The sequence below is a fragment of the Klebsiella sp. K-3 genome (assembly GCF_051207495.1).
Classification (GTDB): Bacteria; Pseudomonadota; Gammaproteobacteria; order Enterobacterales; family Enterobacteriaceae; genus Klebsiella; species Klebsiella aerogenes.
Genome location: NZ_JBPNXF010000006.1, coordinates 308,141 through 330,652, shown reverse-complemented (window position 1 = coordinate 330,652; position 22,512 = coordinate 308,141). Strand labels below are relative to the sequence as shown.

Below are 22,512 nucleotides of genomic sequence, written 5' to 3'. Positions count from 1 at the left end.
CCGGCGCGACAAAAAAGAAAAAGGCGGAGGGTCTCCTCCGCCTTTTTAGCTAATTTTACCGTTTACGCGCGTCGTTGGCTCATGCCGTACCACAGCACCACCAGGAAGCATAGCAGCGGCAACCCATAGGCCAGCGCGGTGCTGTAGCGGTCGGCCAACGCCCCCATGAAGTAAGGCATAATCGCCCCGCCGACGATGGCCATAATCATAAATGAGCTGGCGCGTTTGGTATGGCTGCCCATGTTTTTAACGCCCAGCGCGAAAATGGTCGGGAACATAATCGACATAAAAAAGAAGACCGCAATGAGTGCCACCACCGACACGCCGTCAATGCTCATCATCACCAAACCGCAGAGCACGATATTGACCAGCGAGTAAACCATCAGCAGCGTCGCCGCCTGCACCCGCCCCATCAGCCAGGTACTGAAGAAACGACCGACCATAAAGCTAATCATCGCAATCGACAGCAGATAGGAAGCGTGCTGGTTTGTCACGCCATGCCAGTGCTCGGTCGCATAGTTGATAAAGAACGCACCCACGCCGACCTGCGCGGCAACATAAAAGAACTGGGCGATAACCCCGCCGGTAAAGTGGCGATGCTGCCACAGCCCCTGCGCCGCTTCTTGCTGACTGCCCTCCTCTTCGCGAATATCCGGCATCGGCGTGCGGCGGAACAGCAGCGCGATGGCCAGCACCAGCACGGCGATAGCGACATAGGTGATTTTTACCGAGCTCTGATCGCCGGTATCGCCCTGAGTAGCTGAAAAGAACAGCGTGCCGCCGATCAGCGGGCCAATAAATTGCCCCAGTCCGTTAAACGACTGCGCCAGATTCAACCGCCGCTCGGCGCCTTTACTATCGCCAAGTACCGTCGCATAAGGGTTCGCCGCGGTCTCAAGGCAGCCTAATCCACAGGCAATCACAAACAGCGCGAACAGGAACAGCGCAAAGCTATTCACGCTCGCCGCCGGCACAAACAGCAGCGCGCCAAGCGCATACAGGCACAAACCGACCAGGATCCCCGCTTTATAACCGCGTTTATCCATAAAATAGCCGGCGGGCAGCGCCACCAGGAAGTAGGCGCCAAAATAGGCCGCCTGCAGTAAACCGGACTGCGCTTTGGTGACGTGCAGGGTCTCCTGAAAATGTTTATTGAGAACATCGAGCAGGCCGTAAGAGAGCCCCCACATAAAGAACAGGCTGGTGACCAGCATAAATGCCCAGCGCAGATTAGGGGTCGCCCCGGCGCGGGCCGCCAGCGGCTCCGCCGTTTTATTCACTAGCATGGTGAGATCCTCAGTAGAGTACAGAGTTGTTTTATTGATCCTGCAAAGAGAATATGCGCTCCATCGACACCCATTTTTCGCCTGCCGGCGTCCAGGGGGTGGGAACCTGGTATTGCCACATCAGCGCTTCCCAACGCTGAATGACCGGGTGGTTCAGGCTGTGTTGAGCAAAGCGTTCGCCATCGAAATCCCCGGCGACCTCCATCACCATAAACAGCCGCGTGCCAAGCCGGTAAATCTCCATATCCAGCACGCCATGGTCGCGCAGATGCCCGGCGACTTCCGGCCAGATACGTTCATGCAGACGCTGGTATTCGGCAATTTTCTCCGCCGAATCGACTAAATCCAGCGCCTGACACAGCCGCCGCGCGGCGCTCATGACAGCGCCCTGTCGAGATGCAAATACCCGCCGTCCACCGACAGCCACTGCCCGGTAGTGTGCGACGCGCGCGAGGAGATAAGAAACACCACGGTATTGGCGATCTCTTCCGGCGTGGTCATGCGTTTGCCCAGCGGAATGCGTTTGTTAATCGCCGCCATCTGCCGCTGTGGATCGGGGAAGGTATTTATCCAGCGCTGGTACTGCGGCGTCAGCACTTCCGCCGGTACCACCGCGTTAACCCGCACGCCGCTCTCGCGCAGCGATACCGCCCATTCACGGGTTAATGCCAGCACTGCCCCTTTCGCCGCGGTATAGCCGCTGGTGCCGCCCTGGCCGCTGAGCGCGGTTTTCGAGGCGATATTGACGATAGCGCCCCGCGCCGCCTCCAGCGCCTCGCGGCACAGGTGGGCCATTTGGTAGTAGTGGATCAGGTTTTTCTCAAGCGATCCGAGAAACGCCTCACGCCCGCCCTCAAGCCCTACGCCATCGTTCACTCCGGCGTTATTCACCAGCGCATCAATGCGGCCAAAGCGCGCCAGCACCTGGCCTACCGCCGCGGCACATTCAGCCTCCTGGCACAGGTCGGCGATAATCAGCTCACTTTGCGGCGCGATTTGCTTCAGCCTATCCATAAACCCCTGCTCTGGCTGGGCATTAGTGACAATGACCGGCACCGCCCCCTCTTCCGCCAGCAGTTGCGTCACGGCCGCGCCGATCCCCGAGCCGCCGCCGGTGACGATAACCACTTTGTCTTTAAGAAATAGATCCACGCTTCGCCTCCGTTAAACCATAAACCCGACAGGCAGTGCCGCCCCAGATAGCTGACCGCTGCGTTTCCGTCAGCGGGGCCAGCGCCGTTTCGCACAGCTGGTAAACCTGGCGGTATTCCGCCGCCAGTAGGCATACCGGCCAGTCGGAACCAAACATCAGCCGCTGCGGGCCAAACAGCTCCAGCGCGGCGTCGAAGAAAGGCAGCAGTTGCTGCTCGGTCCAGCATCCGCCCGCGGCCTCGGTCACCAGACCAGAAAGCTTAAGCGCCACGTGCGGTAGCGCCGCCAGCGGCCTCGCCTGTTCGGCCCAGTGGGCCGCGCCGCGCGCGATATCCGGCTTGCCGAAATGGTCGAGTACCAGCCAGTGATCATCGTGGCGGGCGGCAAAGCGTGCCGCCGCCGCGAGATGACGATGGGTAACCAGTAGATCCCAGCTATAGCCCTGGCGCTGCAACTGCTGCATTCCTCGCGAGACCGCCTCGCGCTCAAGCCACGCTGCCGGGTCGGCTTCATCCTGCACCTGATGGCGCAACCCGCACAGCTGGTCGCGCCACTGCGTCAGCTTGTCTTCGAGATCCGCGGCGGTAATATCCAGCCAGCCCACCACGCCGCATACGCCAACCGCCTGAGAAACCTGCGCCACCAGCCAGGCGGTTTCGTTTTCGTCATGACGCGCCTGCACCACCACCGCGCCATCGAGCCGGTGCTGTGCCAGCAGCGGCTGGAGCTGCGGGGGGTAAAAATCCCGGCGCAGTTGCGGCATGTCGTCATCAATCCACGGGTAATCCTGTGGCTGATAGCGCCAGTAGTGGTGGTGGGCATCAATGCGCAACATGCGCTTCTCCACGGTAGCGGTACTGCTCGATAGAAGCCTGATGCATTTCAATCGAGTAGCCCGGCGCCTGCGGCGGCATATAAGCTGCGCCGCGGATTTCGCAAGGGTGCAGGAAGTGCTCGTGCAGATGGTCGACAAACTCGATCACCCGCCCTTCATGGGTACCGGCGATGCACAGGTAGTCAATCATCGACAGGTGCTGGACGTATTCGCACAGTCCGACGCCGCCGGCGTGCGGGCAAACCGGCAGGTTGTACTTCGCCGCCATCAGCATCACCGCCAGCACTTCGTTGACGCCGCCTAACCGGCAGGCATCGATCTGCACCACGTCAATCGCGCCGCGCATAATGAACTGTTTGAACATAATCCGGTTCTGGCACATCTCGCCGGTGGCGACCTTCACCGCGCCGATGTTTTCGCGGATCTTGCGGTGGCCTTCGATATCATCCGGGCTGGTCGGCTCTTCGATAAACCACGGGTTGGCGAAGGCCAACGCTTTGACCCATGGAATGGCGGCGTCCACTTCCCATACCTGGTTGGCGTCAATCATCAGTTTCCGCTCGGGGCCAATCACTTCACGGGCAATGCGCACGCGGCGGATGTCATCTTCAATATCGCGCCCAACCTTCAGCTTGATATGCGAGAAACCGGCGTCCACCGCCTGCTGACAAAGACGACGCAGTTTGTCATCACCGTAACCCAGCCAGCCCGCTGACGTGGTGTAACACGGATAACCCTGCGCCTGTAGCTGTTCAAGCCGCTGGGCTTTACCCTCCTCACGGCTTTCCAGCAGGCGCAGCGCCTCCTCCGGGGTAATGCAGTCGGTGATGTAGCGAAAATCAATGCAGCGCACCAGCTCGGCCGGACTCATATCGGCAACCAGTCGCCAGACCGGTTTGCCTTCGGCCTTCGCCCACAGATCCCACACCGCATTGACCACCGCGCCGGTCGCCAGGTGAATCGCCCCTTTGTCCGGGCCAATCCAGCGCAGCTGGCTATCGCTGGTAAAGCGCCGCCAGAAGGCGCCCATATCGGCGGCGATCGTCTCGAGTTGCTCGCCGACGATTAAATGCTCCAGCGCCTGAATCGCCGCGCAGCAAATTTCGTTGCCGCGGCCAATGGTGAAGGTCAGCCCGTGACCGGCGAGCTGCGGATTGTCGGTTTCGAGGATCACGTAGGCGGCGGAGTAATCCGGGTCGGGATTCATCGCATCGGAGCCGTCCAACTGCTGCGAAGTGGGGAAGCGAATATCCTCTACCCGCAGGGCGGTAATTTGCGTCATTGTTTGTCCTCCACGGTCAGCTGCTGCTGTTCGCCCAACCCTTCAATGCCCAGACGGATAGTCTGGCCGGCGCGTAGATAGACCGGCTGCGGTTTCTGGCCCATACCCACCCCCGGCGGCGTGCCGGTAGAGATGACATCGCCCGGCTGCAGGCTCATAAAGCGGCTCAGGTAGCTGATGATATAGGGCACTTTGAAAATCATGGTGCGAGTGTTGCCGTCCTGATAGCGTTTGCCGTCAACCTCCAGCCACAGGTTAAGGGAGTTAGGGTCGGGTATTTCATCGGCGGTCACCAGCCAGGGGCCGGTCGGCCCGAACGTGTCGCAGCCTTTGCCTTTATCCCAGGTGCCGCCGCGCTCGATTTGATACTCACGTTCGGAGACGTCATTAATCACGCAGTAGCCAGCAACGTGCTGCATGGCGTCGCGCTCGTCGATATAGCGCCCGCCTTTACCAATCACCACCCCTAACTCGACTTCCCAGTCGGTCTTTTGCGAACCACGCGGGATAATCACGTTGTCGTTCGGCCCGACCACCGCGCTGGTCCACTTGCTGAATACCACCGGTTCCTGCGGAATATCGGCGCCGGTCTCTGCGGCGTGATCGGCATAGTTCAGGCCGATGCAGATAAATTTACCGATACCGCCAACGCAGGCGCCGATACGCGGATTGCCTTCAACCAGCGGCAGGCTGTAGAGATCCAGCTGGCGCAGACGCGCCAGACTCTCCGGCAGCAGCGCGTCGCCGCGCAGATCGGTCACATAGTTCGATAGGTCGCGCAGGCGACCGTCGTTGTCGAGTACGCCCGGACGCTCGCTGCCGGGATTGCCAAAACGGAGTAATTTCATGCGTTTTCCTGATAGTGAAATAAAGCGCCGCGCGGTTAGTTGCTCCAGCCGCCGTCAATAATCTGTACCGTACCGGTGGTGTAAGCGCTGGCGTCGGAAGCCAGATACAGCGCCAGCTGGGCGATCTCTTCCGGCTTGCCAATACGGCCAATAGGCTGGCGGGCGACAAACGCCTCATAAACCGCCTCTTCGCTCAACCCTTGTTCGCGAGCCTGCTCGGCAATACGTCCACGCAGCGAAGGTGAATCGACGGTGCCCGGACAAATCGCATTACAACGAATGCCCTGGGTGACGAAATCTGCGGCGACCGAGCGGGTCAGGCCAATGACCGCCGCTTTACTGGCGCTGTAGGCGAAGCGGTTTGGTACCCCTTTCACGCTGGAAGCCACCGATGACATGTTGATAATCGAGCCGCCGCCGCGGGCGATCATCGCCGGCAAAAAGGCGCGAATCGTGTGGAACATGGCGGTGACATTCAGATCGAGAGCGAACTGCCACTCCCGCTCGCTACATTCAAGAATGCTGCCGCTATGCACCACCCCGGCGCAGTTGAACAAGACATCCAGCGGGCCCAGCGTTTCCGCAGCGGCGGCAATGGCGTCGGCGCGGGTGACATCCAGCTGCAGCGGTTGTACGCCGGGGATATCGCTCAATCCGGCAATGTTGATATCGCTGGCAATCACTTCCGCGCCAGCGGCGGCAAATAGCCGCGCGCAGCTGTTGCCAATCCCCTGCCCTGCGGCGGTAATCAGAACGCGTTTTCCGGTTAGTTCCATTTCTCTCCCCTGGTCTAAAGGACTAATGGTCAGGCCATTGATGGTAGTCAAAGGCCTGACCTTTCGCATGACAAGTCAGGCATAACCCGCTATCGTGAAGCTCATATGTTGCAAAAACGGCCACAAACGGCACATTGGTTAACCAATTAATTACACTCGACTAACAAACACTCAAGTGTGCTGACCAATATTTGTGCGCTTTATCACTGTCTATCGCATGAGCAAAGGTGAAACATGCCGATTACCAGACTGGAAAACCCAAGGATTTACAGACAGATAGCAGACCAACTCAAGCGATTAATTGAGAACAACGAATTTCCGCCCGGCAGCCGTCTGCCGTCTGAGCGAGATTTAGCCCAGCAGTTGAACGTCAGCCGCGCATCGGTACGTGAAGCGCTGATTGCGCTGGAGGTGATTGGCCTGGTGGACGTGCGCGTCGGCAACGGGGTAATCGTCAAATCGCAGACGCCGCTCGTCGCCACCAAAGAGCCGGTGATGGCGCAGGCCGGTCGCGACCAGTGGACGGAGATCGACGACGAACTCAACATAGACCTCGATTTTAACGCCGAACTACCGCCATTTTCTCTGCTACAGGCGCGTCTGTTAATAGAACCGGAAACCGCCGCGCTGGCGGCGCGCCATGCCAGCCCCGAGGAGCTGGCCGCTATCCGCGAGGCCTTTGAACAGAACTGTCGCGATAACCGTGCCGGTTCAACCACCCATCCCGGCGATCGCCTGTTCCATATCCGTATCGCTCAGGCCAGCGGTAACCCGGCGTACGCGTTTATCATCGGCCACCTACTCGGCCACCGCTACGGCAGTATGTTCCGCATGCTGCAGCGCCACTATACGCCGGACGATATGCCGCATCGCTCGGAACAAGAGCATCGCGCGATCCTTGAAGCCATTGAGACCCACGACGTCCGTGCGGCAAAGAAAGCAATGAAAAATCATATTGATCAGGTGATTACCATTTTTACCCGCAGCCAGTAGCCGCGATTTCTTCGCCCACCGCTTTACCTTGCCGAAACGGCTGGTTAAGGTACGGCGGGACGAGATTATTTTGGATGAACCACAGATGAAAACGCCGCTGATCACCCGTGAAGGGTATGAAAAACTGAAGCAAGAGATGGATTACTTGTGGCGTACAGAGCGCCCGGAAGTCACCAAGAAAGTGACCTGGGCGGCGAGTCTTGGCGACCGCAGCGAAAACGCCGATTATCAGTACAATAAAAAGCGCCTGCGCGAAATTGACCGCCGGGTGCGTTATCTCACCAAGTGTCTGGAAAATCTCAAAATCGTCGATTATTCCCCGCAGCAGGAAGGCAAAGTGTTCTTCGGCGCGTGGGTGGAAATCGAGAACGACGATGGCGATACCAAGCGCTTTCGCATTGTCGGCTACGATGAAATCTTCGGCCGCAAAGACTATATCTCTATCGATTCGCCAATGGCGCGCGCCTTACTAAAGAAAGAGGTGGGCGACCTGACTATCGTTAACACTCCGGCGGGCGAAGCCAGCTGGTACGTCAATGAAATTGAATACGTGAAATAGCGCCGGAACATTCCGAGAGAACCCGGTCGCGGCTGGCATTTTAGCCTGTCACCCCGTATAACTATCCCCTGATTTTTGACCCTAATGATGAATAAAACCGATGATGAATGATTCGCTCTGCCGCATTATTGCGGGTGAACTTCAGGCCAGAGCCGAACAGGTAGAAGCTGCCGTTCGCCTGCTTGATGAAGGGAACACCGTGCCGTTTATTGCACGTTATCGTAAGGAAGTCACCGGCGGTCTGGATGACACGCAGCTGCGTAATCTGGAAACTCGCCTCGGGTATCTGCGCGAACTGGAAGACCGCCGCCAGGCGATCCTCAAATCGATCGGCGAACAGGGCAAGCTCAACGAAGCGCTGGAAAAAGCCATCAACGCCACCCTCAGCAAAACCGAGCTCGAAGACCTCTACCTGCCGTACAAACCCAAACGCCGCACCCGTGGGCAAATCGCTATTGAAGCCGGTCTCGAACCGCTGGCCGATCTGCTGTGGAATGAGCCTTCCCACGATCCGGAAACCGAAGCGGCAAACTATATCGATGCCGATAAAGGCGTGGCGGATAGTAAAGCCGCTCTCGACGGCGCGCGCTATATTCTGATGGAGCGTTTCGCGGAAGACGCCGCCCTGCTGGCGAAGGTGCGTGATTATCTGTGGAAAAACGCCCACCTGGTGGCCAGCGTCGTCAGCGGCAAGGAAGAAGAAGGCGCTAAATTCCGCGATTACTTCGACCACCATGAACCGATCGCTTCCGTGCCGTCGCACCGCGCGCTAGCGATGTTCCGCGGGCGCAATGAGGGCGTGCTGCAGCTGTCGCTCAACGCCGACCCGCAGTTTGACGAGCCGCCGAAAGAGAGCCACTGCGAGCAGATCATTATCGATCATCTCGGCCTGCGCCTGAATAATGCCCCGGCGGACAGCTGGCGCAAAGGCGTCGTCAGTTGGACCTGGCGCATCAAGGTGCTGATGCACCTCGAAACCGAATTAATGGGCACCGTGCGCGAACGCGCGGAAGACGAAGCGATTAACGTATTCGCCCGTAACCTCCATGACCTGCTGATGGCCGCGCCTGCCGGCCTGCGCGCCACCATGGGGCTCGATCCGGGCCTGCGTACCGGCGTAAAAGTGGCGGTAGTCGACGGCACCGGCAAACTGGTGGCCACCGATACCATCTACCCGCACACCGGCCAGGCGGCTAAAGCCGCCGTCGTCGTGGCGGCGCTGTGCGAGAAACATAACGTTGAGCTGGTGGCTATCGGCAACGGTACCGCTTCCCGCGAGACCGAGCGTTTCTTCCTCGACGTGCAAAAACAGTTCCCGAAAGTAACCGCCCAGAAAGTGATCGTCAGCGAAGCCGGCGCATCGGTCTACTCGGCTTCCGAACTGGCGGCGCAGGAGTTCCCGGACCTCGACGTTTCCCTACGCGGCGCGGTCTCTATCGCCCGCCGTCTGCAGGATCCGCTGGCCGAGCTGGTGAAAATCGATCCGAAATCAATCGGCGTCGGTCAGTATCAGCATGACGTTAGTCAGACGCAGCTGGCGCGTAAGCTGGATGCGGTGGTGGAAGACTGCGTTAACGCCGTCGGCGTTGACCTTAACACCGCCTCGGTGGCGCTGTTAACCCGCGTTGCCGGCCTGACCCGCATGATGGCGCAGAATATCGTCGCCTGGCGCGACGAGAACGGCCAGTTCCATAACCGCCAGCAGTTGCTGAAGGTAAGCCGTCTGGGGCCGAAAGCCTTTGAGCAGTGCGCAGGCTTCCTGCGTATTAACCACGGCGATAACCCGCTGGACGCCTCAACCGTTCACCCGGAAGCCTACCCGGTGGTCGAGCGTATTCTGGCCGCAACCCAGCAGGCGCTGAAAGATCTGATGGGCAACAGCAGCGAGCTGCGCAACCTGAAAGCCTCTGATTTTACCGATGATAAGTTCGGCGTGCCGACGGTATCCGATATCATCAAAGAGCTGGAAAAACCGGGCCGCGATCCGCGCCCTGAGTTTAAAACCGCCCAGTTTGCCGACGGCGTTGAGACGATGAACGACCTGCTGCCGGGGATGATTCTGGAAGGCGCGGTCACCAACGTTACCAACTTTGGCGCCTTCGTCGATATCGGCGTGCACCAGGATGGCCTGGTCCATATCTCTTCGCTGTCGAATAAGTTCGTTGAAGACCCGCATACCGTGGTCAAAGCGGGCGATATCGTCAAAGTGAAGGTGATGGAAGTGGACCTGCCGCGTAAACGCATCGCGTTAACGATGCGCCTGGATGAACAACCGGGCGACAGCAACGCGCGCCGCGGCGGCGGCAACGATCGCCCGCAGGGTAACCGCCCGGCGGCAAAAGCGGCGAAGCCGCGCGGTCGCGATGCTCAGCCAGCCGGCAACAGCGCGATGATGGATGCGCTGGCCGCCGCGATGGGAAAAAAACGTTAATCCTTCCCTGCCCCTCTATACGAGGGGCAATTTTCCGCTTTTTAATGCCTAAGCCTCGATTAATATATTCCAGTAACCTTTCAATAAGTTCGAAATTTATAAAGTTTCATTCTGTTAACTAATGAAACCTTTATTAAACATTAAGTGAAGAAATTAATTTTTCCCTTATTTTTGACTACAGCAGCGTTCTTGCGTCATATCAAAAAATAAGCAAATTCCCAGGAAAACCGCATTTATTATCCTTGTCATGTATTGATGATACAAACCATTCTCATTATCATCGTTATCAGTTAAGTTTTATTCTTCTTCGTTGGCTATAGTCCCCAGCGCCGCTTTTATAGCCGCGCCTGGAAATTCTCTTTTCGGTTAGCGATAACAAGTAGGCCCTATGCAATTCACTCCTGATAGTGCGTGGAAAATCACCGGTTTTTCCCGCGATATTAGCCCGGCTTATCGGCAGAAACTGCTCTCCCTGGGAATGTTGCCCGGCTCTTCGTTTCATGTCGTACGCGTGGCGCCGCTGGGCGATCCTATTCATATTGAGACCCGGCGCGTGAGCCTGGTATTACGTAAAAAAGACCTCGCGTTAATTGAACTGGAAGCGGTTGCGCAATAACACCTGACCCGGCACTAAGAGTCTGAAAAATGAAAAAATTAACCGTTGGTTTAATTGGTAATCCTAATTCCGGCAAAACAACGTTATTTAATCAGCTAACCGGCGCGCGCCAGCGGGTGGGTAACTGGGCGGGGGTCACCGTTGAGCGTAAAGAAGGCGCCTTCACCACCACCGACCACCAGGTCACCCTGGTCGACCTGCCGGGCACCTATTCGCTGACCACCATCTCCTCGCAGACGTCGCTCGACGAACAGATTGCCTGTCACTATATTCTCAGCGGCGATGCCGACCTGCTGATTAACGTCATCGACGCCTCGAACCTGGAACGGAACCTCTATCTGACTCTGCAGCTGCTGGAGTTGGGTATTCCCTGCGTCGTCGCGCTAAACATGCTCGATATTGCCGAAAAGCAGCAAATCCGCATCGACGTCGACGCGTTAGCGGCCCGTCTCGGTTGCCCGGTGATACCGCTGGTCTCCACCCGCGGCCGCGGTATCGAAGCGCTAAAAATGGCGCTTGACCGCCATGAGAAAAATCAGCCGCTGGAACTGGTGCACTATCCACAATCTCTGCAGCGCGAAGCCGATATGCTGGCGCAGGCGATGCCTGCTGATATGCCGCTGCGTCAGCGCCGCTGGCTGGGGCTGCAGATGCTGGAAGGCGATATTTATAGCCGCGCTTTCGCCGGCAACGCCGCCGACAAACTCGATCTGGCGCTGGCTAACCTGAGCGGCGAGATGGACGATCCGGCACTGTATATCGCCGATGCCCGCTATCAAAGTATCGCCGCGGTATGCGATGCCGTCAGTAACACCCTGACCGCAGAGCCGAGCCGCTTCACCACGGCGATGGATAAAATTATCCTTAACCGCTTCCTCGGCTTACCGATCTTCCTGTTCGTGATGTACCTGATGTTCCTGCTGGCTATCAACATCGGCGGCGCCCTGCAGCCGATTTTCGACGCCGGTTCGGTGGCTATCTTCATTCACGGCATCCAGTGGCTGGGCTACACCCTGCACTTCCCGGACTGGCTGACCGTATTCCTCGCGCAAGGGCTGGGCGGCGGTATCAATACCGTGCTGCCGCTGGTGCCGCAAATCGGCATGATGTACCTGTTCCTCTCTTTCCTTGAGGACTCCGGGTATATGGCGCGCGCGGCCTTCGTGATGGACCGCCTGATGCAGGCGTTAGGCCTGCCGGGGAAATCCTTCGTGCCGCTGATCGTCGGTTTCGGCTGTAACGTGCCTTCGGTAATGGGCGCCCGTACGCTGGATGCGCCGCGTGAACGGCTAATGACCATCATGATGGCGCCATTTATGTCCTGCGGCGCGCGACTGGCGATTTTCGCGGTCTTCGCCGCTGCCTTCTTCGGGCAGAACGGCGCGCTGGCGGTCTTCTCACTGTACGTGCTGGGCATCGTGATGGCGATCCTCACCGGCCTGATGCTCAAATACACCATTATGCGCGGCGAAGCCTCGCCGTTTGTGATGGAGCTGCCGGTGTATCACGTACCGCACATCAAGAGCCTGGTTATCCAGACCTGGCAGCGCCTGAAAGGCTTCGTCCTGCGCGCCGGTAAGGTGATTGTCATCGTCAGTATTTTCCTCAGCGCGCTGAACAGCTTCTCGCTCAGCGGCAAAGTGGTCGATAACATCAACGACTCGGCGCTGGCTTCGGTCAGCCGGGTGATTACCCCGGTGTTTAAGCCCATTGGCGTGCACGAAGATAACTGGCAGGCAACCGTCGGCCTGTTTACCGGCGCGATGGCGAAAGAAGTGGTGGTCGGTACGCTGAATACCCTCTACACCGCGGAAGATATCCAGAATGAAGAGTTTAACCCACAGGAGTTTAGCCTTGGCGACGAGCTGTTAGCCGCCGTCGATGAAACCTGGCAGGGGCTGAAAGACACCTTTAGCCTGAGCGTGCTGGCGAACCCGATTGAAGCAAGCAAAGGCGATGGCGAAATGGAAACCGGCGCAATGGGCGTGATGGGCAGTAAATTCGGCAGCGCCGCCGCCGCGTACAGCTACCTGATCTTCGTCCTGCTCTATATTCCATGCATTTCCGTGATGGGGGCGATTGCCCGTGAGTCCAGCCGCGGTTGGATGATGTTCTCGGTGCTGTGGGGGCTTAATATCGCCTACTCACTATCGACGCTGTACTACCAGACCGTGAGCTTTAGCCACCACCCGCGCTACAGCCTGGTGTGTATTCTGGCGGTGATTCTGTTTAACGTCGTGGTCTTTGGCCTGTTACGTCGGGCGCGGAGCCGGGTGGATGTTTCCCTGCTGGCGACGCGTAAAACCCCGACGTCTTGCTGCCAGAGCCCGGCCGGCGACTGCCACTAAGGAGCAATCATCATGGCATCGTTAATCGAAGTACGCGATATGCTGGCCCTGCAGGGGCGCATGGAAGCCGCACAGCTGAGCGCCCGCCTGCATACGCCGCGGCCGCTGATCGACGCCATGTTAAGCCGCCTGGAAGCGATGGGGAAAGTCGTCAGAAAGACCGAAGATGCCGATGGCTGCCTTTCAGGCAGCTGTAAAAGCTGCCCGGAAGGGAAAGCCTGCCTGCGGGAGTGGTGGTCTTTGCGCTGAATAGACATCCCGGATGGCGGCGCGTTGCGCCGTATCCGGGCTACCCAACGACGTTGAGCTGGAGCCCTGCCAGGCTGCGCCTGGCAGGGGAAATCGGGCTTACTTATACACGTCGGCGTTCGCGTGAACCGTCTTCTCGTTCTTCTCGCCGGCAATCACCACGAAGTACTTACCACCCAACTCATCCGCTTTCTTCGACAGATCGCGCTTCGCGTCCATCGGCGACGTGGTACGGGAAGTCGTGATGCTGCCGACCTTGGTCAGATTCATTTTCGCGACTTCATCTTTCTGGATCTCTTTCGCCGCGAACGCGCCAAAAGAGAGGGAGCCAATCACCAGAGATGCAACAATACCTGTAACAAGTTTCATAGCCTTTACTCTCCATAAGGTTGTTATTTTTAGTTTGCGGCGGCAAAAACGAAATAATCAACCGCCGCAACAACCTAAGTATTGCCCGATCCTGATGATTTACCACGCGGCGCTAAAAATAATTATTCAGCCGCTTTTTCAACGCGATCAGAGGCTCACAAAATGGCTGGGGATGTGAAATAAACGGCGCATGGGCCGCCTTTTCGAAAATGATAGACTCACTTTGCGGCCACAGCTCATCCAATAGCGGAACGATTTTACGCGGCACCAGCCCATCCAGTCGGCCATAGAGGCGCAAAAACGGCATGGTTAGCGCGGCGAGCGGTTGACGCAAATCGGCGGTTTTGAGGATTTCCAGCCCGCCATTGAGCACCTCGGCAGGCGGCATCGGCAGCGACAGAACGGTGCTTTTCAGCGCCCGGGCGTCCTGGCGCGCGCTTTCGGTGCCCATGGTTTGTAGGGCAAGAAAACGCTCGACGGTACGCTGGAAATCTTCACTCAGCTGTTGCTGGAAGCCGCTCAGCACTTCCGGTTTAATCCCCGGCCACGGGTCGCGCGCGCCAAAACACGGCGAAGAAGCGACGGTCACCAGCGCCTGCACGCGTTGCGGATGCTGCAGCGCCACCAGGCTCGCTACCAACCCGCCCAGGCTCCAGCCAAGCCAGATGGCCTGCTCCGGCGCTTTTGCAACGACCTGCTGCGCCATCTCTTCAAGCGTTAAGGCGCCAAAACCACCGCTGCGGCCATAACCCGGTAGATCCACCAGGTGCAGGGTAAAATGCGTAGCCAGTTCCGGCGTAATGCAATCCCACACGTTGGCATTCAGCCCCCATCCGTGCAGCAGCACAAGATGACAATTTCCTTCGCCCGTGGTTTGCCACCAGATGTCATTCATCAGTTACTGTTCTCTTTCCATCACTATGAGGGGAATTATGCTAACAGCACACAGCTTATGCTGGCTATGCCAAATGCCGCTGGCCATCGCTCACTGGGGGATTTGCTCGCGCTGCACCGCCTCGCTGCTCATCTCACAATCACTCTGCCCGCAGTGCGGTTTACCCGCATTGGCGCCCACCTTACCCTGTGGACGCTGCCTGCAAAAACCGCCGCCCTGGCAGCGGCTGGTGACGGTGAATAGCTATACCCCTGCGCTAAGCGGACTGGTGCATCAGTTAAAGTTCGGGCCTCGTCCGGAACTCGCCCCAGCGCTGGCGCGACTGCTTATTTTGCGCCTGCGCCTTAACCGCGGGCTGCCGCCAGTGGACCGGATTATCAGCGTGCCTCTTTGGCAACGCCGCCACTGGCGTCGGGGATTTAACCAAAGCGAGGCGCTATGCCGCCCGCTGGCGCGCTGGATGGGTTGCGCCTGGCGCGGCGATGCGTTGAAGCGAATCCGGCGTACCGCAACACAGCATCAGTTAAGCGCCAGATTACGTAAGCAGAACCTGAAAAATGCTTTCCAGGTTGAATTATCCGTTCGGGGCCACCATATCGCCATTGTGGATGATGTCGTCACAACCGGAAGCACCGTCGCCGAGATTTCCCGCCTGCTTTTGCGAAACGGCGCCGCGACGGTTCAGGTATGGTGTGTGTGCCGTACCTTGTAGACCCCCGCTGATGGGCGTATTATAACCCAGTAAAATAGTCAACTATTAGGCCAACGCTATGATCCGTATTTCCGATGCTGCACAAGCGCACTTTGCCAAACTGCTGGCAAATCAGGAAGAAGGGACGCAAATTCGCGTATTTGTGATTAATCCCGGCACCCCAAACGCTGAGTGCGGCGTATCCTACTGCCCACCGGATGCGGTGGAAGACACCGACACGGCGCTGAAATTTGAACAGCTGACCGCGTATGTTGATGAACTCAGCGCGCCTTATCTGGAAGATGCTGAAATCGACTTCGTCACTGACCAACTCGGTTCCCAGCTGACGCTGAAAGCGCCGAACGCCAAAATGCGTAAGGTTTCCGACGATGCCCCGCTAATGGAGCGCGTGGAGTACCTGCTGCAGTCGCAGATCAACCCACAGCTGGCCGGTCACGGCGGTCGCGTCTCGCTGATGGAAATCACCGAAGACGGTCTGGCTATCCTGCAGTTCGGCGGTGGTTGCAACGGCTGCTCGATGGTCGACGTGACCCTGAAAGAAGGGATCGAAAAGCAGCTGCTGAACGAATTCCCGGAGCTGAAAGGCGTGCGCGACCTGACCGAACACCAGCGCGGCGAGCACTCCTACTACTAAGCTTCCGCCTTCTCGCCCGGCAACAACCGCTTGCCGGGTGACTTCTCCCTCCCGCATGTTACCGCACAACATTTCTGACTAGCCGGCACGGCAAAAACCCGGCAGAGAGTATGACTTAAGTCTCATATTTAAAATTTACCCGGTTCAGGGCATTCTCAAAGCTCACATGTTACCCGTATCATCCACGACAAGCACCACCGACAAAAAAATAGCCAGCTATCCTTTCTCTGGGTCAGGAATATGCCAGCTTTACGGTGCCAGACATCCTTGTTCCTCTGCGGAACGGATACTGTAGATGTTCAGACTTTAACGTTACCCATAACAAGTTAAGGCCAGGTAAATCATGCCATTAGTCATCGTAGCTATCGGGGTTGCCCTGTTATTGTTGCTGATGATCCGTTTCAAAATGAACGGCTTCATCGCTCTGGTTCTGGTGGCGCTCGCCGTCGGATTAATGCAGGGTATGCCTCTGGATAAAGTCATCGTATCCATCAAAAACGGCGTCGGGGGCACGCTCGGCAGCCTCGCACTGATCATGGGCTTCGGCGCTATGCTCGGTAAAATGCTGGCGGACTGCGGCGGCGCGCAGCGTATCGCCACCACCCTGATTGATAAATTCGGTAAAAAACATATTCAATGGGCCGTTGTACTGACCGGTTTCACCGTCGGTTTCGCCCTGTTCTATGAAGTCGGTTTCGTGCTGATGCTGCCGCTGGTCTTTACCATCGCCGCTTCCGCGCGTATCCCGCTGCTGTACGTTGGCGTACCGATGGCCGCGGCGCTCTCCGTCACCCACGGTTTCCTGCCGCCGCACCCGGGCCCGACCGCTATCGCGACAATTTTCCACGCCGATATGGGCAAAACGCTGCTCTACGGTACGATTCTGGCTATCCCGACGGTTATTCTCGCCGGCCCGGTTTTCGCCCGTTTCCTGAAAGGTATTGATAAGCCGATCCCGGAAGGCCTGCACAATCCGAAAACCTTCACCGAAGAAGAGATGCCGGGCTTTGGCGTCAGCGTCTGGACCTCTCTGGTACCGGTGATCCTGATGGCGATGCGCGCCGTCGCCGAGATGGTTCTGCCGAAGGGCCACGCCTTCCTGCCCGTTGCCGAGTTCTTCGGCGACCCGGTGATGGCGACCCTGATTGCGGTGCTGATCGCGCTGTTCACTTTCGGCCTGAACCGCGGCCGTTCCATGGAGCAGATCAACGATACGCTGACCTCCTCTATTAAAATTATTGCCATGATGCTGTTAATCATCGGCGGCGGCGGCGCCTTTAAGCAGGTGCTGGTGGATAGCGGCATGGATAAGTACATCGCTTCTATCATGCACGAATCCAATATGTCACCGCTGTTTATGGCGTGGTCTATCGCCGCGGTGCTGCGTATTGCGCTGGGTTCAGCGACCGTTGCCGCTATCACCGCGGGTGGTATCGCCGCGCCGCTGATTGCCACCACCGGCGTTAGCCCGGAGCTGATGGTTATCGCCGTGGGTTCCGGTAGCGTTATCTTCTCGCACGTGAACGATCCTGGTTTCTGGCTGTTCAAAGAGTATTTCAACCTGACCATTGGCGAGACCATCAAGTCCTGGTCGGTACTGGAAACCATCATTTCCGTGTGCGGCCTGGTTGGTTGTCTGCTGCTGGGGATGGTGGTGTAACCCTCGTTCCCTGAGATAAAAAAGGCCGGGTGCGCATCATGCGCCCCGGCCTTTTTATTATTCGTTTCCCGGATGGCGGCGCAAAGCGCCTTATCCGGGCTACGGTCCTGGGGATGGTGGTGTAATCCTCGTTCCCTTTTTGTTCTTCGGCTCTCAACCGTAGCCCCGGTAAGCGCAGCGCCACCGGGGAATTCTCTCTGGATTAGCGGGCCTTGCGGCGCTTATCCAGGTCTTTAATCAACTTATTCACCTGCGCATCGGCAAACATCTGCTCGAGCGTCACGGTAAGCTTACGCCGCCAGTTGGGATACTCGGTACTGGTGCCCGGGATGTTGACCGGTGAAGCCATCTCCAGCCAGTCTTCCGGCTGCAGTCCAAGCAGAGCGCTGTTGCTGTCGGCGATGTAGCGCTGCATCCCGCGATTAAGCGTTGAGGTCATCGCCATCAGCGAGGCTTTATGCCCGGCGCGCTTCGGCAAACAGCCGTGCCGATGCAGCGCATCCAGCAACCCCTGCTTTGCTTGCTCGCGATCGGCATATAAGCCGCGCAGCACCACTTCATCCGGATACAGGCCCAGCGTCTTCCCGAGCGTTAAATCGCCGCTCTCCCAATAACCGCGCAACGTCGGGAGATCGTGGGTCGTCGCGACCGCCATCGACTGCTGCGGATAGGCCTTCGGCGCGCGGAACGTTTTATCAGGGCCATTTTCGAAATAGAGCACTTTATACGAGTAAACGCCGCTTTTGCGCAGCTTGCCGACGATCTCGACCGGTACGGTTCCGAGGTCTTCGCCAATGACCATGCAGCGGTGCCGCTGGCTCTCCAGCGCCAGGATCGCCAGCAGGTCATCCACCGGATACTGCACATAGGCGCCATGGTCGGCGGTTTCGCCATACGGTATCCACCACAAGCGCAGCACCGACATCACGTGGTCAATACGCAATGCGCCGCAGTTTTGCATATTCGCCCGTAGCAGTTCGATAAACGGCTCGTAGGCGCGGGCAGCCATCACATGCGGATCCATCGGCGGCAGGCCCCAGTTTTGTCCCAGCGGGCCGAGGATGTCCGGCGGCGCGCCGACGGAAGCCTTGAGGCAATACAGCTCGCGATCGCACCACGTCTCCGATCCGCCTTCGGCGACGCCGACCGCCAGATCGCGATACAGGCCAATCGGCATCCCGTCCTGCTGGCTGGTGTGCCAACAGGCGGCGAACTGCGTATAAGCCAGCCACTGTAGCCACAGATAGAAGCTCACCTCATCGGCATGTTCCGCACAGAAAGTTTTCACCTGCGGGCTGCTCGTACTCTGATACGCCTCCGGCCATGCCGGCCAGCCCCAGCGCATCGGATCCTGCTGACTTTGCCACGCATGCAGCGCATCAAACGCCGCCTGCCAGTAGAGGCTTTCGCCCTCGCGTAGCACGAACTGGCGGAACTCCGCCATTTGCTCATCTTCACGCGTAGAAAACTCGGCCCACGCCAGACGCAGCGCGGTCAGCTTCAGCGCTGTGACGGCGGTATAATCGACATCAGCGGTCTGCCGCGCGGCCTGCAAGGCCTGTTGGGTTTCCGCAAGCTGCCACCATGCCTGCGCGGCAGGGCTACGCTGGAAATCCTCCACCGCGTTAACGTCGATATAGATGACGTTAAGCCAGCGGCGCGATGACGGACTGTACGGGCTGGCGCTCTCCGGGTTCGCCGGATAGAGCGCGTGAATCGGGTTGAGGCCGATAAACGCGCCGCCGCGACGGGCGATTTCCGGCAGCATGGCGCGTAGATCGCCGAAGTCGCCGATGCCCCAGTTGTTCTCAGAACGCAGGGTGTAGAGCTGGACGCAGGCGCCCCATAGCTTTTTGCCCTCTTTTAGCGCCTGCGGTTCGTAGCAGCGCGCCGGGGCGACGATCGCCCGGCAATGCCAGCGTTCGCCGTCCCGCGTGAGGGTTAGGGTGTGATAGCCCGTCGGCAATCTCCCCGGCAGGGTGAGCGTTTCGCCGCCGCGCGTCTCACCCTGATACTGCTTACCTTCTTCGGTCGTCAGTAGCCAGTGAAACGTCCCGCTCCCCGCGACCGGCAGCTGCATTTTTTTACCGTGGGTAAAAACCTTGACGCTGGGCAGCGGCTCTACCGCCGCTTTCGCGGCAGTAGCGGTACGATGCATAGCATCCAGCAAGCGTTGTTTAGTGGCCGCCGCGATCGACTGCGGCTGCCCGTGCGCATTGATATAGCTGGGGCTGATCCCCGCCGCCAGCGCGGCGTTATCAAGGCGTTTATTCTCCATAGGCCTGTCCTTAGCGTTTTGCCTGCCAGATACGTTGCTGATAATCACGAATAGAACGGTCGGAGCTGAACATGCCGCAGCGCGCGGTGTTGAGGATCGCCGCGCGGGTCCAGGCTTCCTGGTCGCGATACAGTTCATCCACCTGCTTCTGCGCCGCGACATAAGCGCTAAAGTCAGCCAGCACCAGGTACGGATCGCCGCCTTGCAGCAGGCTATGCAGCATCTGATCAAAGGCGTGTTTGTCGCCGCCGCTATATTTACCGCTTTCCAGCTCTTTCAGCACCGCGTCCAGCAGCTTGTCTTTCTTACGCCATTTCAGCGGATCGTAGCCTTTCGTCTTCAGCGCCTTAACTTCTTCCACGGTATGGCCGAAGATAAAGATATTGTCCTCGCCAACCTGCTCGGCGATCTCAACGTTGGCGCCATCAAGGGTGCCGACGGTCAATGCGCCATTCAGCGCCAGCTTCATGTTGCCGGTACCGGAGGCCTCTTTACCCGCCGTGGAAATCTGCTCGGAGACGTCCGCCGCCGGGATCAGCATTTCCGCCGCCGACACGCAGTAATCCGGCAGGAAGACCACTTTCAGCTTATCGCCCACCAGCGGATCGTTGTTGATCGCCTCGGCCACCTTGTTGATCGCCAGAATAATATTCTTCGCCAGGTAGTAGCCCGGCGCGGCTTTGGCGCCAAACAGGAAGACGCGCGGTACGCGGTCGGCCTGCGGGTTTTCGCGGATCTCTTTATACTGCGCCAGAATGTTCAGCAGGTTGAGGTGCTGGCGTTTGTATTCGTGCAGGCGCTTAATCTGGATATCGAAAATCGCCTGTGGGTTGATGTCGATCCCGGTACGCCGCTTCACGAACTCAGCGAGACGCACTTTATTCGCCTGCTTAATGTCGCGATAAACCTGACGGAATTTGGCATCGTCGGCGTACTTCTCCAGCTTGATCAGCTGGTCGAGATCGTTGGCCCACTCTTTCTTCAGCGTCTTATCAAGCAGGGCAGCCAGCGCCGGATTACACTGTTTAATCCAGCGACGCGGCGTAATGCCGTTGGTCACGTTATGGAATTTGTTCGGCCACAGCTGGTGATATTCCGGGAACAGATCCTTCACCACCAGATCGGAGTGCAGCGCCGCGACGCCGTTCACCGCAAAGCCGCTCACCACGCACATGTTGGCCATGCGAACCTGTTTGTCATGCACCACCGCCAGCTTCGCCCACACCTGCTTATCGCCCGGCCAGGTTTTCTCCACCAGCAGTTTAAATCTGTCGTTAATCTCTTTGATTATCTGCATATGGCGCGGCAGCAGCGCCTTCACCAGCTTCTCATCCCAGCACTCCAGCGCTTCTGGCATCAGCGTATGGTTGGTATAAGCGAAGGTTTTGCTGGTGATGGCCCACGCATCGTCCCAGCTCATCTGGTGCTCATCAATCAGCACGCGCAGCAGCTCCGGGATGGCGATGGTCGGATGGGTGTCGTTCAACTGGATCACTTCATAATCCGCCAGCTCATGCAGCTTGCGGCCAGCCAGATGATGGCGACGCAAAATATCCGCCACCGAGCAGGCGCACTGGAAGTACTGCTGCATCAGGCGCAGTTTTTTCCCTGCCAGGTGGTTGTCATTCGGATACAGCACCTTGGTCAATTTTTCCGCGTCGATGCCCTGTTGCTCCGCGCGCAGGAAATCGCCGTCGTTGAATTTGGTCAGGTTAAACGGATGGGCATGCTTCGCCTGCCACAGACGCAGCGGCTGCGCGACGTTATTGCGATAGCCAAGCACCGGCAGATCCCAGGCTTCGCCGGTAATCACGAAAGCCGGTTGCCATTCGCCGCTTTTGCTGACTTTACCGCCGATGCCCACCTGCACATCCAGCGCTTCGTTGTGGCGGAACCACGGATAGCTGCCGCGTCCCCAGTCATCCGGCGCTTCCATCTGCTGACCGTCAGCGAAGGATTGACGGAACAGACCGTACTGATAGTTCAGGCCATAGCCGGTCGCCGATTGACCAACGGTGGCCATAGAATCCAGGAAGCAGGCCGCCAGACGGCCCAGGCCGCCGTTGCCCAGCGCCGGATCGGTCTCTTCTTCCAGCAGGTCGGTCAGCTGGATGTCGTACGCCTTCAGCGTCTCGCTCACCCCTTCATACCAGCCCAGGTTGAGCAGGTTATTACCGGTCAAGCGACCGATCAGGAACTCCATCGAAATGTAGTTAACGTGGCGCTGTCCTTTAACGGCTTCCGCCGCCGGTTGCGCCGCCAAAAGCTCCGCCAGCGCGCCGCTGACCGCACGCCACCACTGGCGTTGGGTCATCTCTGCGGCTGACGATAAACCGAAACGCTGCCACTGACGCGTCAGTGCAGCCTGAAACTGAGCCTGGTTAAAAGAAGTCTGTGACATAAGAAATCCTGGTCCTTTACTAAAACGTTAGCCTTAGTGTGCCGACCTCCCGAGGCCGCTGCCTCCTCCCGAGGGGGATTAGACAGGGAGGAGTAGCGGGGATGAGCGAAAATTGTGATCGCGGCCACTTTAACGTTAGCTCGTCGTCGGGAATTCGCCGCCCTATTGCGCGTGTAGAACAATAATTT

General features: G+C 58.2%; 20 protein-coding genes. 9 read left to right on the top strand and 11 right to left on the bottom strand.

The features are described from left to right. Positions 1-62: 62 nt before the first annotated feature. From fucP to ACSEMK_RS12025, 7 genes are read right to left on the bottom strand one after another with little or no spacing between them, the layout of a single operon-like run. On the bottom strand, positions 63-1,286 hold the full coding sequence (gene fucP, locus ACSEMK_RS12055) for an L-fucose:H+ symporter permease (protein ID WP_020077794.1): 1,224 nt from the start codon (positions 1,284-1,286) through the stop codon (positions 63-65). A gap of 31 nt (positions 1,287-1,317) precedes the next feature. Continuing rightward, positions 1,318-1,665, bottom strand: coding sequence for an L-rhamnose mutarotase (locus tag ACSEMK_RS12050; RefSeq protein ID WP_113373945.1), 348 nt, complete (start codon positions 1,663-1,665; stop codon positions 1,318-1,320). Then, positions 1,662-2,438 carry an SDR family oxidoreductase gene (locus ACSEMK_RS12045; RefSeq protein WP_430914877.1) on the bottom strand — a complete coding sequence of 259 codons (777 nt, stop codon included), beginning with the start codon at positions 2,436-2,438 and terminating at the stop codon, positions 1,662-1,664. The genes ACSEMK_RS12050 and ACSEMK_RS12045 overlap by 4 nt, the downstream gene beginning before the upstream one ends. Further along, on the bottom strand, positions 2,422-3,273 hold the full coding sequence (locus ACSEMK_RS12040; RefSeq protein ID WP_213193534.1) for an amidohydrolase family protein: 852 nt from the start codon (positions 3,271-3,273) through the stop codon (positions 2,422-2,424). The genes ACSEMK_RS12045 and ACSEMK_RS12040 overlap by 17 nt, the downstream gene beginning before the upstream one ends. After that, a complete protein-coding gene (locus tag ACSEMK_RS12035; protein ID WP_430914878.1) occupies positions 3,260-4,555 on the bottom strand; it encodes an L-fuconate dehydratase in 1,296 nt (431 codons plus the stop codon). Before ACSEMK_RS12035 ends, ACSEMK_RS12040 begins: the two co-directional genes overlap by 14 nt. Further along, a complete protein-coding gene (locus ACSEMK_RS12030) occupies positions 4,552-5,403 on the bottom strand; it encodes a fumarylacetoacetate hydrolase family protein (RefSeq protein ID WP_087859063.1) in 852 nt (283 codons plus the stop codon). Before ACSEMK_RS12030 ends, ACSEMK_RS12035 begins: the two co-directional genes overlap by 4 nt. A 35-nt stretch (positions 5,404-5,438) precedes the next feature. Next, entirely contained in the window at positions 5,439-6,179 is a 741-nt protein-coding gene (locus ACSEMK_RS12025; RefSeq protein WP_015703673.1) for an SDR family oxidoreductase, read from the bottom strand. Positions 6,180-6,413: 234 nt separating this feature from the next. Here ACSEMK_RS12025 and ACSEMK_RS12020 point away from each other — a divergent pair, with 234 nt between their 5' ends. From ACSEMK_RS12020 to feoC, 6 genes are all read left to right on the top strand, one after another. Beyond that, positions 6,414-7,172, top strand: coding sequence for a FadR/GntR family transcriptional regulator (locus ACSEMK_RS12020; RefSeq protein WP_430914879.1), 759 nt, complete (start codon positions 6,414-6,416; stop codon positions 7,170-7,172). Positions 7,173-7,257: 85 nt separating this feature from the next. Further along, complete coding sequence (gene greB / locus ACSEMK_RS12015) at positions 7,258-7,731, top strand: transcription elongation factor GreB (protein ID WP_430914880.1); 474 nt, start codon at positions 7,258-7,260, stop codon at positions 7,729-7,731. Between the two features lie 100 nt (positions 7,732-7,831). Continuing rightward, complete coding sequence (locus ACSEMK_RS12010) at positions 7,832-10,162, top strand: Tex family protein (RefSeq protein ID WP_047065870.1); 2,331 nt, start codon at positions 7,832-7,834, stop codon at positions 10,160-10,162. A gap of 388 nt (positions 10,163-10,550) precedes the next feature. After that, positions 10,551-10,778 (top strand): ferrous iron transporter A, encoded by a 228-nt coding sequence (gene feoA, locus ACSEMK_RS12005; protein WP_015703677.1) that lies wholly within the window; start codon positions 10,551-10,553, stop codon positions 10,776-10,778. A 29-nt stretch (positions 10,779-10,807) separates the two neighbouring features. Then, entirely contained in the window at positions 10,808-13,126 is a 2,319-nt protein-coding gene (gene feoB / locus ACSEMK_RS12000; protein WP_430914881.1) for a Fe(2+) transporter permease subunit FeoB, read from the top strand. A 12-nt stretch (positions 13,127-13,138) separates the two neighbouring features. After that, on the top strand, positions 13,139-13,375 hold the full coding sequence (feoC, locus tag ACSEMK_RS11995; RefSeq protein WP_087859059.1) for a [Fe-S]-dependent transcriptional repressor FeoC: 237 nt from the start codon (positions 13,139-13,141) through the stop codon (positions 13,373-13,375). 99 nt (positions 13,376-13,474) lie between these two features. On the opposite strand, the gene ACSEMK_RS11990 is transcribed toward feoC, so the two are convergent. Next, positions 13,475-13,744 (bottom strand): YdgH/BhsA/McbA-like domain containing protein, encoded by a 270-nt coding sequence (locus ACSEMK_RS11990; protein ID WP_015369359.1) that lies wholly within the window; start codon positions 13,742-13,744, stop codon positions 13,475-13,477. A 112-nt stretch (positions 13,745-13,856) separates the two neighbouring features. Next, positions 13,857-14,639, bottom strand: a complete 783-nt coding sequence (gene bioH / locus ACSEMK_RS11985; protein WP_087859058.1) for a pimeloyl-ACP methyl ester esterase BioH — start codon at positions 14,637-14,639, stop codon at positions 13,857-13,859. 37 nt (positions 14,640-14,676) lie between these two features. Here bioH and gntX point away from each other — a divergent pair, with 37 nt between their 5' ends. From gntX to gntT, 3 genes are all read left to right on the top strand, one after another. After that, complete coding sequence (gene gntX, locus ACSEMK_RS11980) at positions 14,677-15,351, top strand: DNA utilization protein GntX (RefSeq protein WP_213794136.1); 675 nt, start codon at positions 14,677-14,679, stop codon at positions 15,349-15,351. 58 nt (positions 15,352-15,409) lie between these two features. Beyond that, entirely contained in the window at positions 15,410-15,985 is a 576-nt protein-coding gene (gene nfuA / locus ACSEMK_RS11975; RefSeq protein ID WP_015369356.1) for a Fe-S biogenesis protein NfuA, read from the top strand. A gap of 343 nt (positions 15,986-16,328) precedes the next feature. After that, positions 16,329-17,645 (top strand): gluconate transporter, encoded by a 1,317-nt coding sequence (gntT, locus tag ACSEMK_RS11970; protein ID WP_015369355.1) that lies wholly within the window; start codon positions 16,329-16,331, stop codon positions 17,643-17,645. A 202-nt stretch (positions 17,646-17,847) separates the two neighbouring features. On the opposite strand, the gene malQ is transcribed toward gntT, so the two are convergent. Both malQ and malP read right to left on the bottom strand, forming a co-directional pair. Continuing rightward, positions 17,848-19,923: a 4-alpha-glucanotransferase gene (malQ, locus tag ACSEMK_RS11965; RefSeq protein ID WP_430923985.1), complete on the bottom strand. Its 2,076-nt coding sequence runs from the start codon at positions 19,921-19,923 to the stop codon at positions 17,848-17,850. Positions 19,924-19,933: 10 nt separating this feature from the next. Beyond that, the gene (malP, locus tag ACSEMK_RS11960) at positions 19,934-22,324 is read right to left on the bottom strand and encodes a maltodextrin phosphorylase (protein ID WP_430914883.1); all 2,391 of its coding nucleotides are present in this window, start codon (positions 22,322-22,324) and stop codon (positions 19,934-19,936) included. Positions 22,325-22,512 lie beyond the last annotated feature (188 nt).

What these genes read in the sequence shown, in the direction of transcription:
- ACSEMK_RS12010 (WP_047065870.1), top strand. Translation starts at nt 7,832, where the DNA reads ATGATGAATGATTCGCTCTGCCGCATTATTGCGGGTGAACTTCAGGCC.
- ACSEMK_RS12025 (WP_015703673.1), bottom strand. Translation starts at nt 6,179, where the DNA reads ATGGAACTAACCGGAAAACGCGTTCTGATTACCGCCGCAGGGCAGGGG.
- malQ (WP_430923985.1), bottom strand. Translation starts at nt 19,923, where the DNA reads ATGGAGAATAAACGCCTTGATAACGCCGCGCTGGCGGCGGGGATCAGC.
- malP (WP_430914883.1), bottom strand. Translation starts at nt 22,324, where the DNA reads ATGTCACAGACTTCTTTTAACCAGGCTCAGTTTCAGGCTGCACTGACG.
- ACSEMK_RS12030 (WP_087859063.1), bottom strand. Translation starts at nt 5,403, where the DNA reads ATGAAATTACTCCGTTTTGGCAATCCCGGCAGCGAGCGTCCGGGCGTA.
- ACSEMK_RS12040 (WP_213193534.1), bottom strand. Translation starts at nt 3,273, where the DNA reads ATGTTGCGCATTGATGCCCACCACCACTACTGGCGCTATCAGCCACAG.
- gntT (WP_015369355.1), top strand. Translation starts at nt 16,329, where the DNA reads ATGCCATTAGTCATCGTAGCTATCGGGGTTGCCCTGTTATTGTTGCTG.
- feoC (WP_087859059.1), top strand. Translation starts at nt 13,139, where the DNA reads ATGGCATCGTTAATCGAAGTACGCGATATGCTGGCCCTGCAGGGGCGC.
- ACSEMK_RS11990 (WP_015369359.1), bottom strand. Translation starts at nt 13,744, where the DNA reads ATGAAACTTGTTACAGGTATTGTTGCATCTCTGGTGATTGGCTCCCTC.
- ACSEMK_RS12020 (WP_430914879.1), top strand. Translation starts at nt 6,414, where the DNA reads ATGCCGATTACCAGACTGGAAAACCCAAGGATTTACAGACAGATAGCA.
- feoA (WP_015703677.1), top strand. Translation starts at nt 10,551, where the DNA reads ATGCAATTCACTCCTGATAGTGCGTGGAAAATCACCGGTTTTTCCCGC.
- ACSEMK_RS12035 (WP_430914878.1), bottom strand. Translation starts at nt 4,555, where the DNA reads ATGACGCAAATTACCGCCCTGCGGGTAGAGGATATTCGCTTCCCCACT.
- greB (WP_430914880.1), top strand. Translation starts at nt 7,258, where the DNA reads ATGAAAACGCCGCTGATCACCCGTGAAGGGTATGAAAAACTGAAGCAA.
- ACSEMK_RS12050 (WP_113373945.1), bottom strand. Translation starts at nt 1,665, where the DNA reads ATGAGCGCCGCGCGGCGGCTGTGTCAGGCGCTGGATTTAGTCGATTCG.
- gntX (WP_213794136.1), top strand. Translation starts at nt 14,677, where the DNA reads ATGCTAACAGCACACAGCTTATGCTGGCTATGCCAAATGCCGCTGGCC.
- bioH (WP_087859058.1), bottom strand. Translation starts at nt 14,639, where the DNA reads ATGAATGACATCTGGTGGCAAACCACGGGCGAAGGAAATTGTCATCTT.
- feoB (WP_430914881.1), top strand. Translation starts at nt 10,808, where the DNA reads ATGAAAAAATTAACCGTTGGTTTAATTGGTAATCCTAATTCCGGCAAA.
- nfuA (WP_015369356.1), top strand. Translation starts at nt 15,410, where the DNA reads ATGATCCGTATTTCCGATGCTGCACAAGCGCACTTTGCCAAACTGCTG.
- fucP (WP_020077794.1), bottom strand. Translation starts at nt 1,286, where the DNA reads ATGCTAGTGAATAAAACGGCGGAGCCGCTGGCGGCCCGCGCCGGGGCG.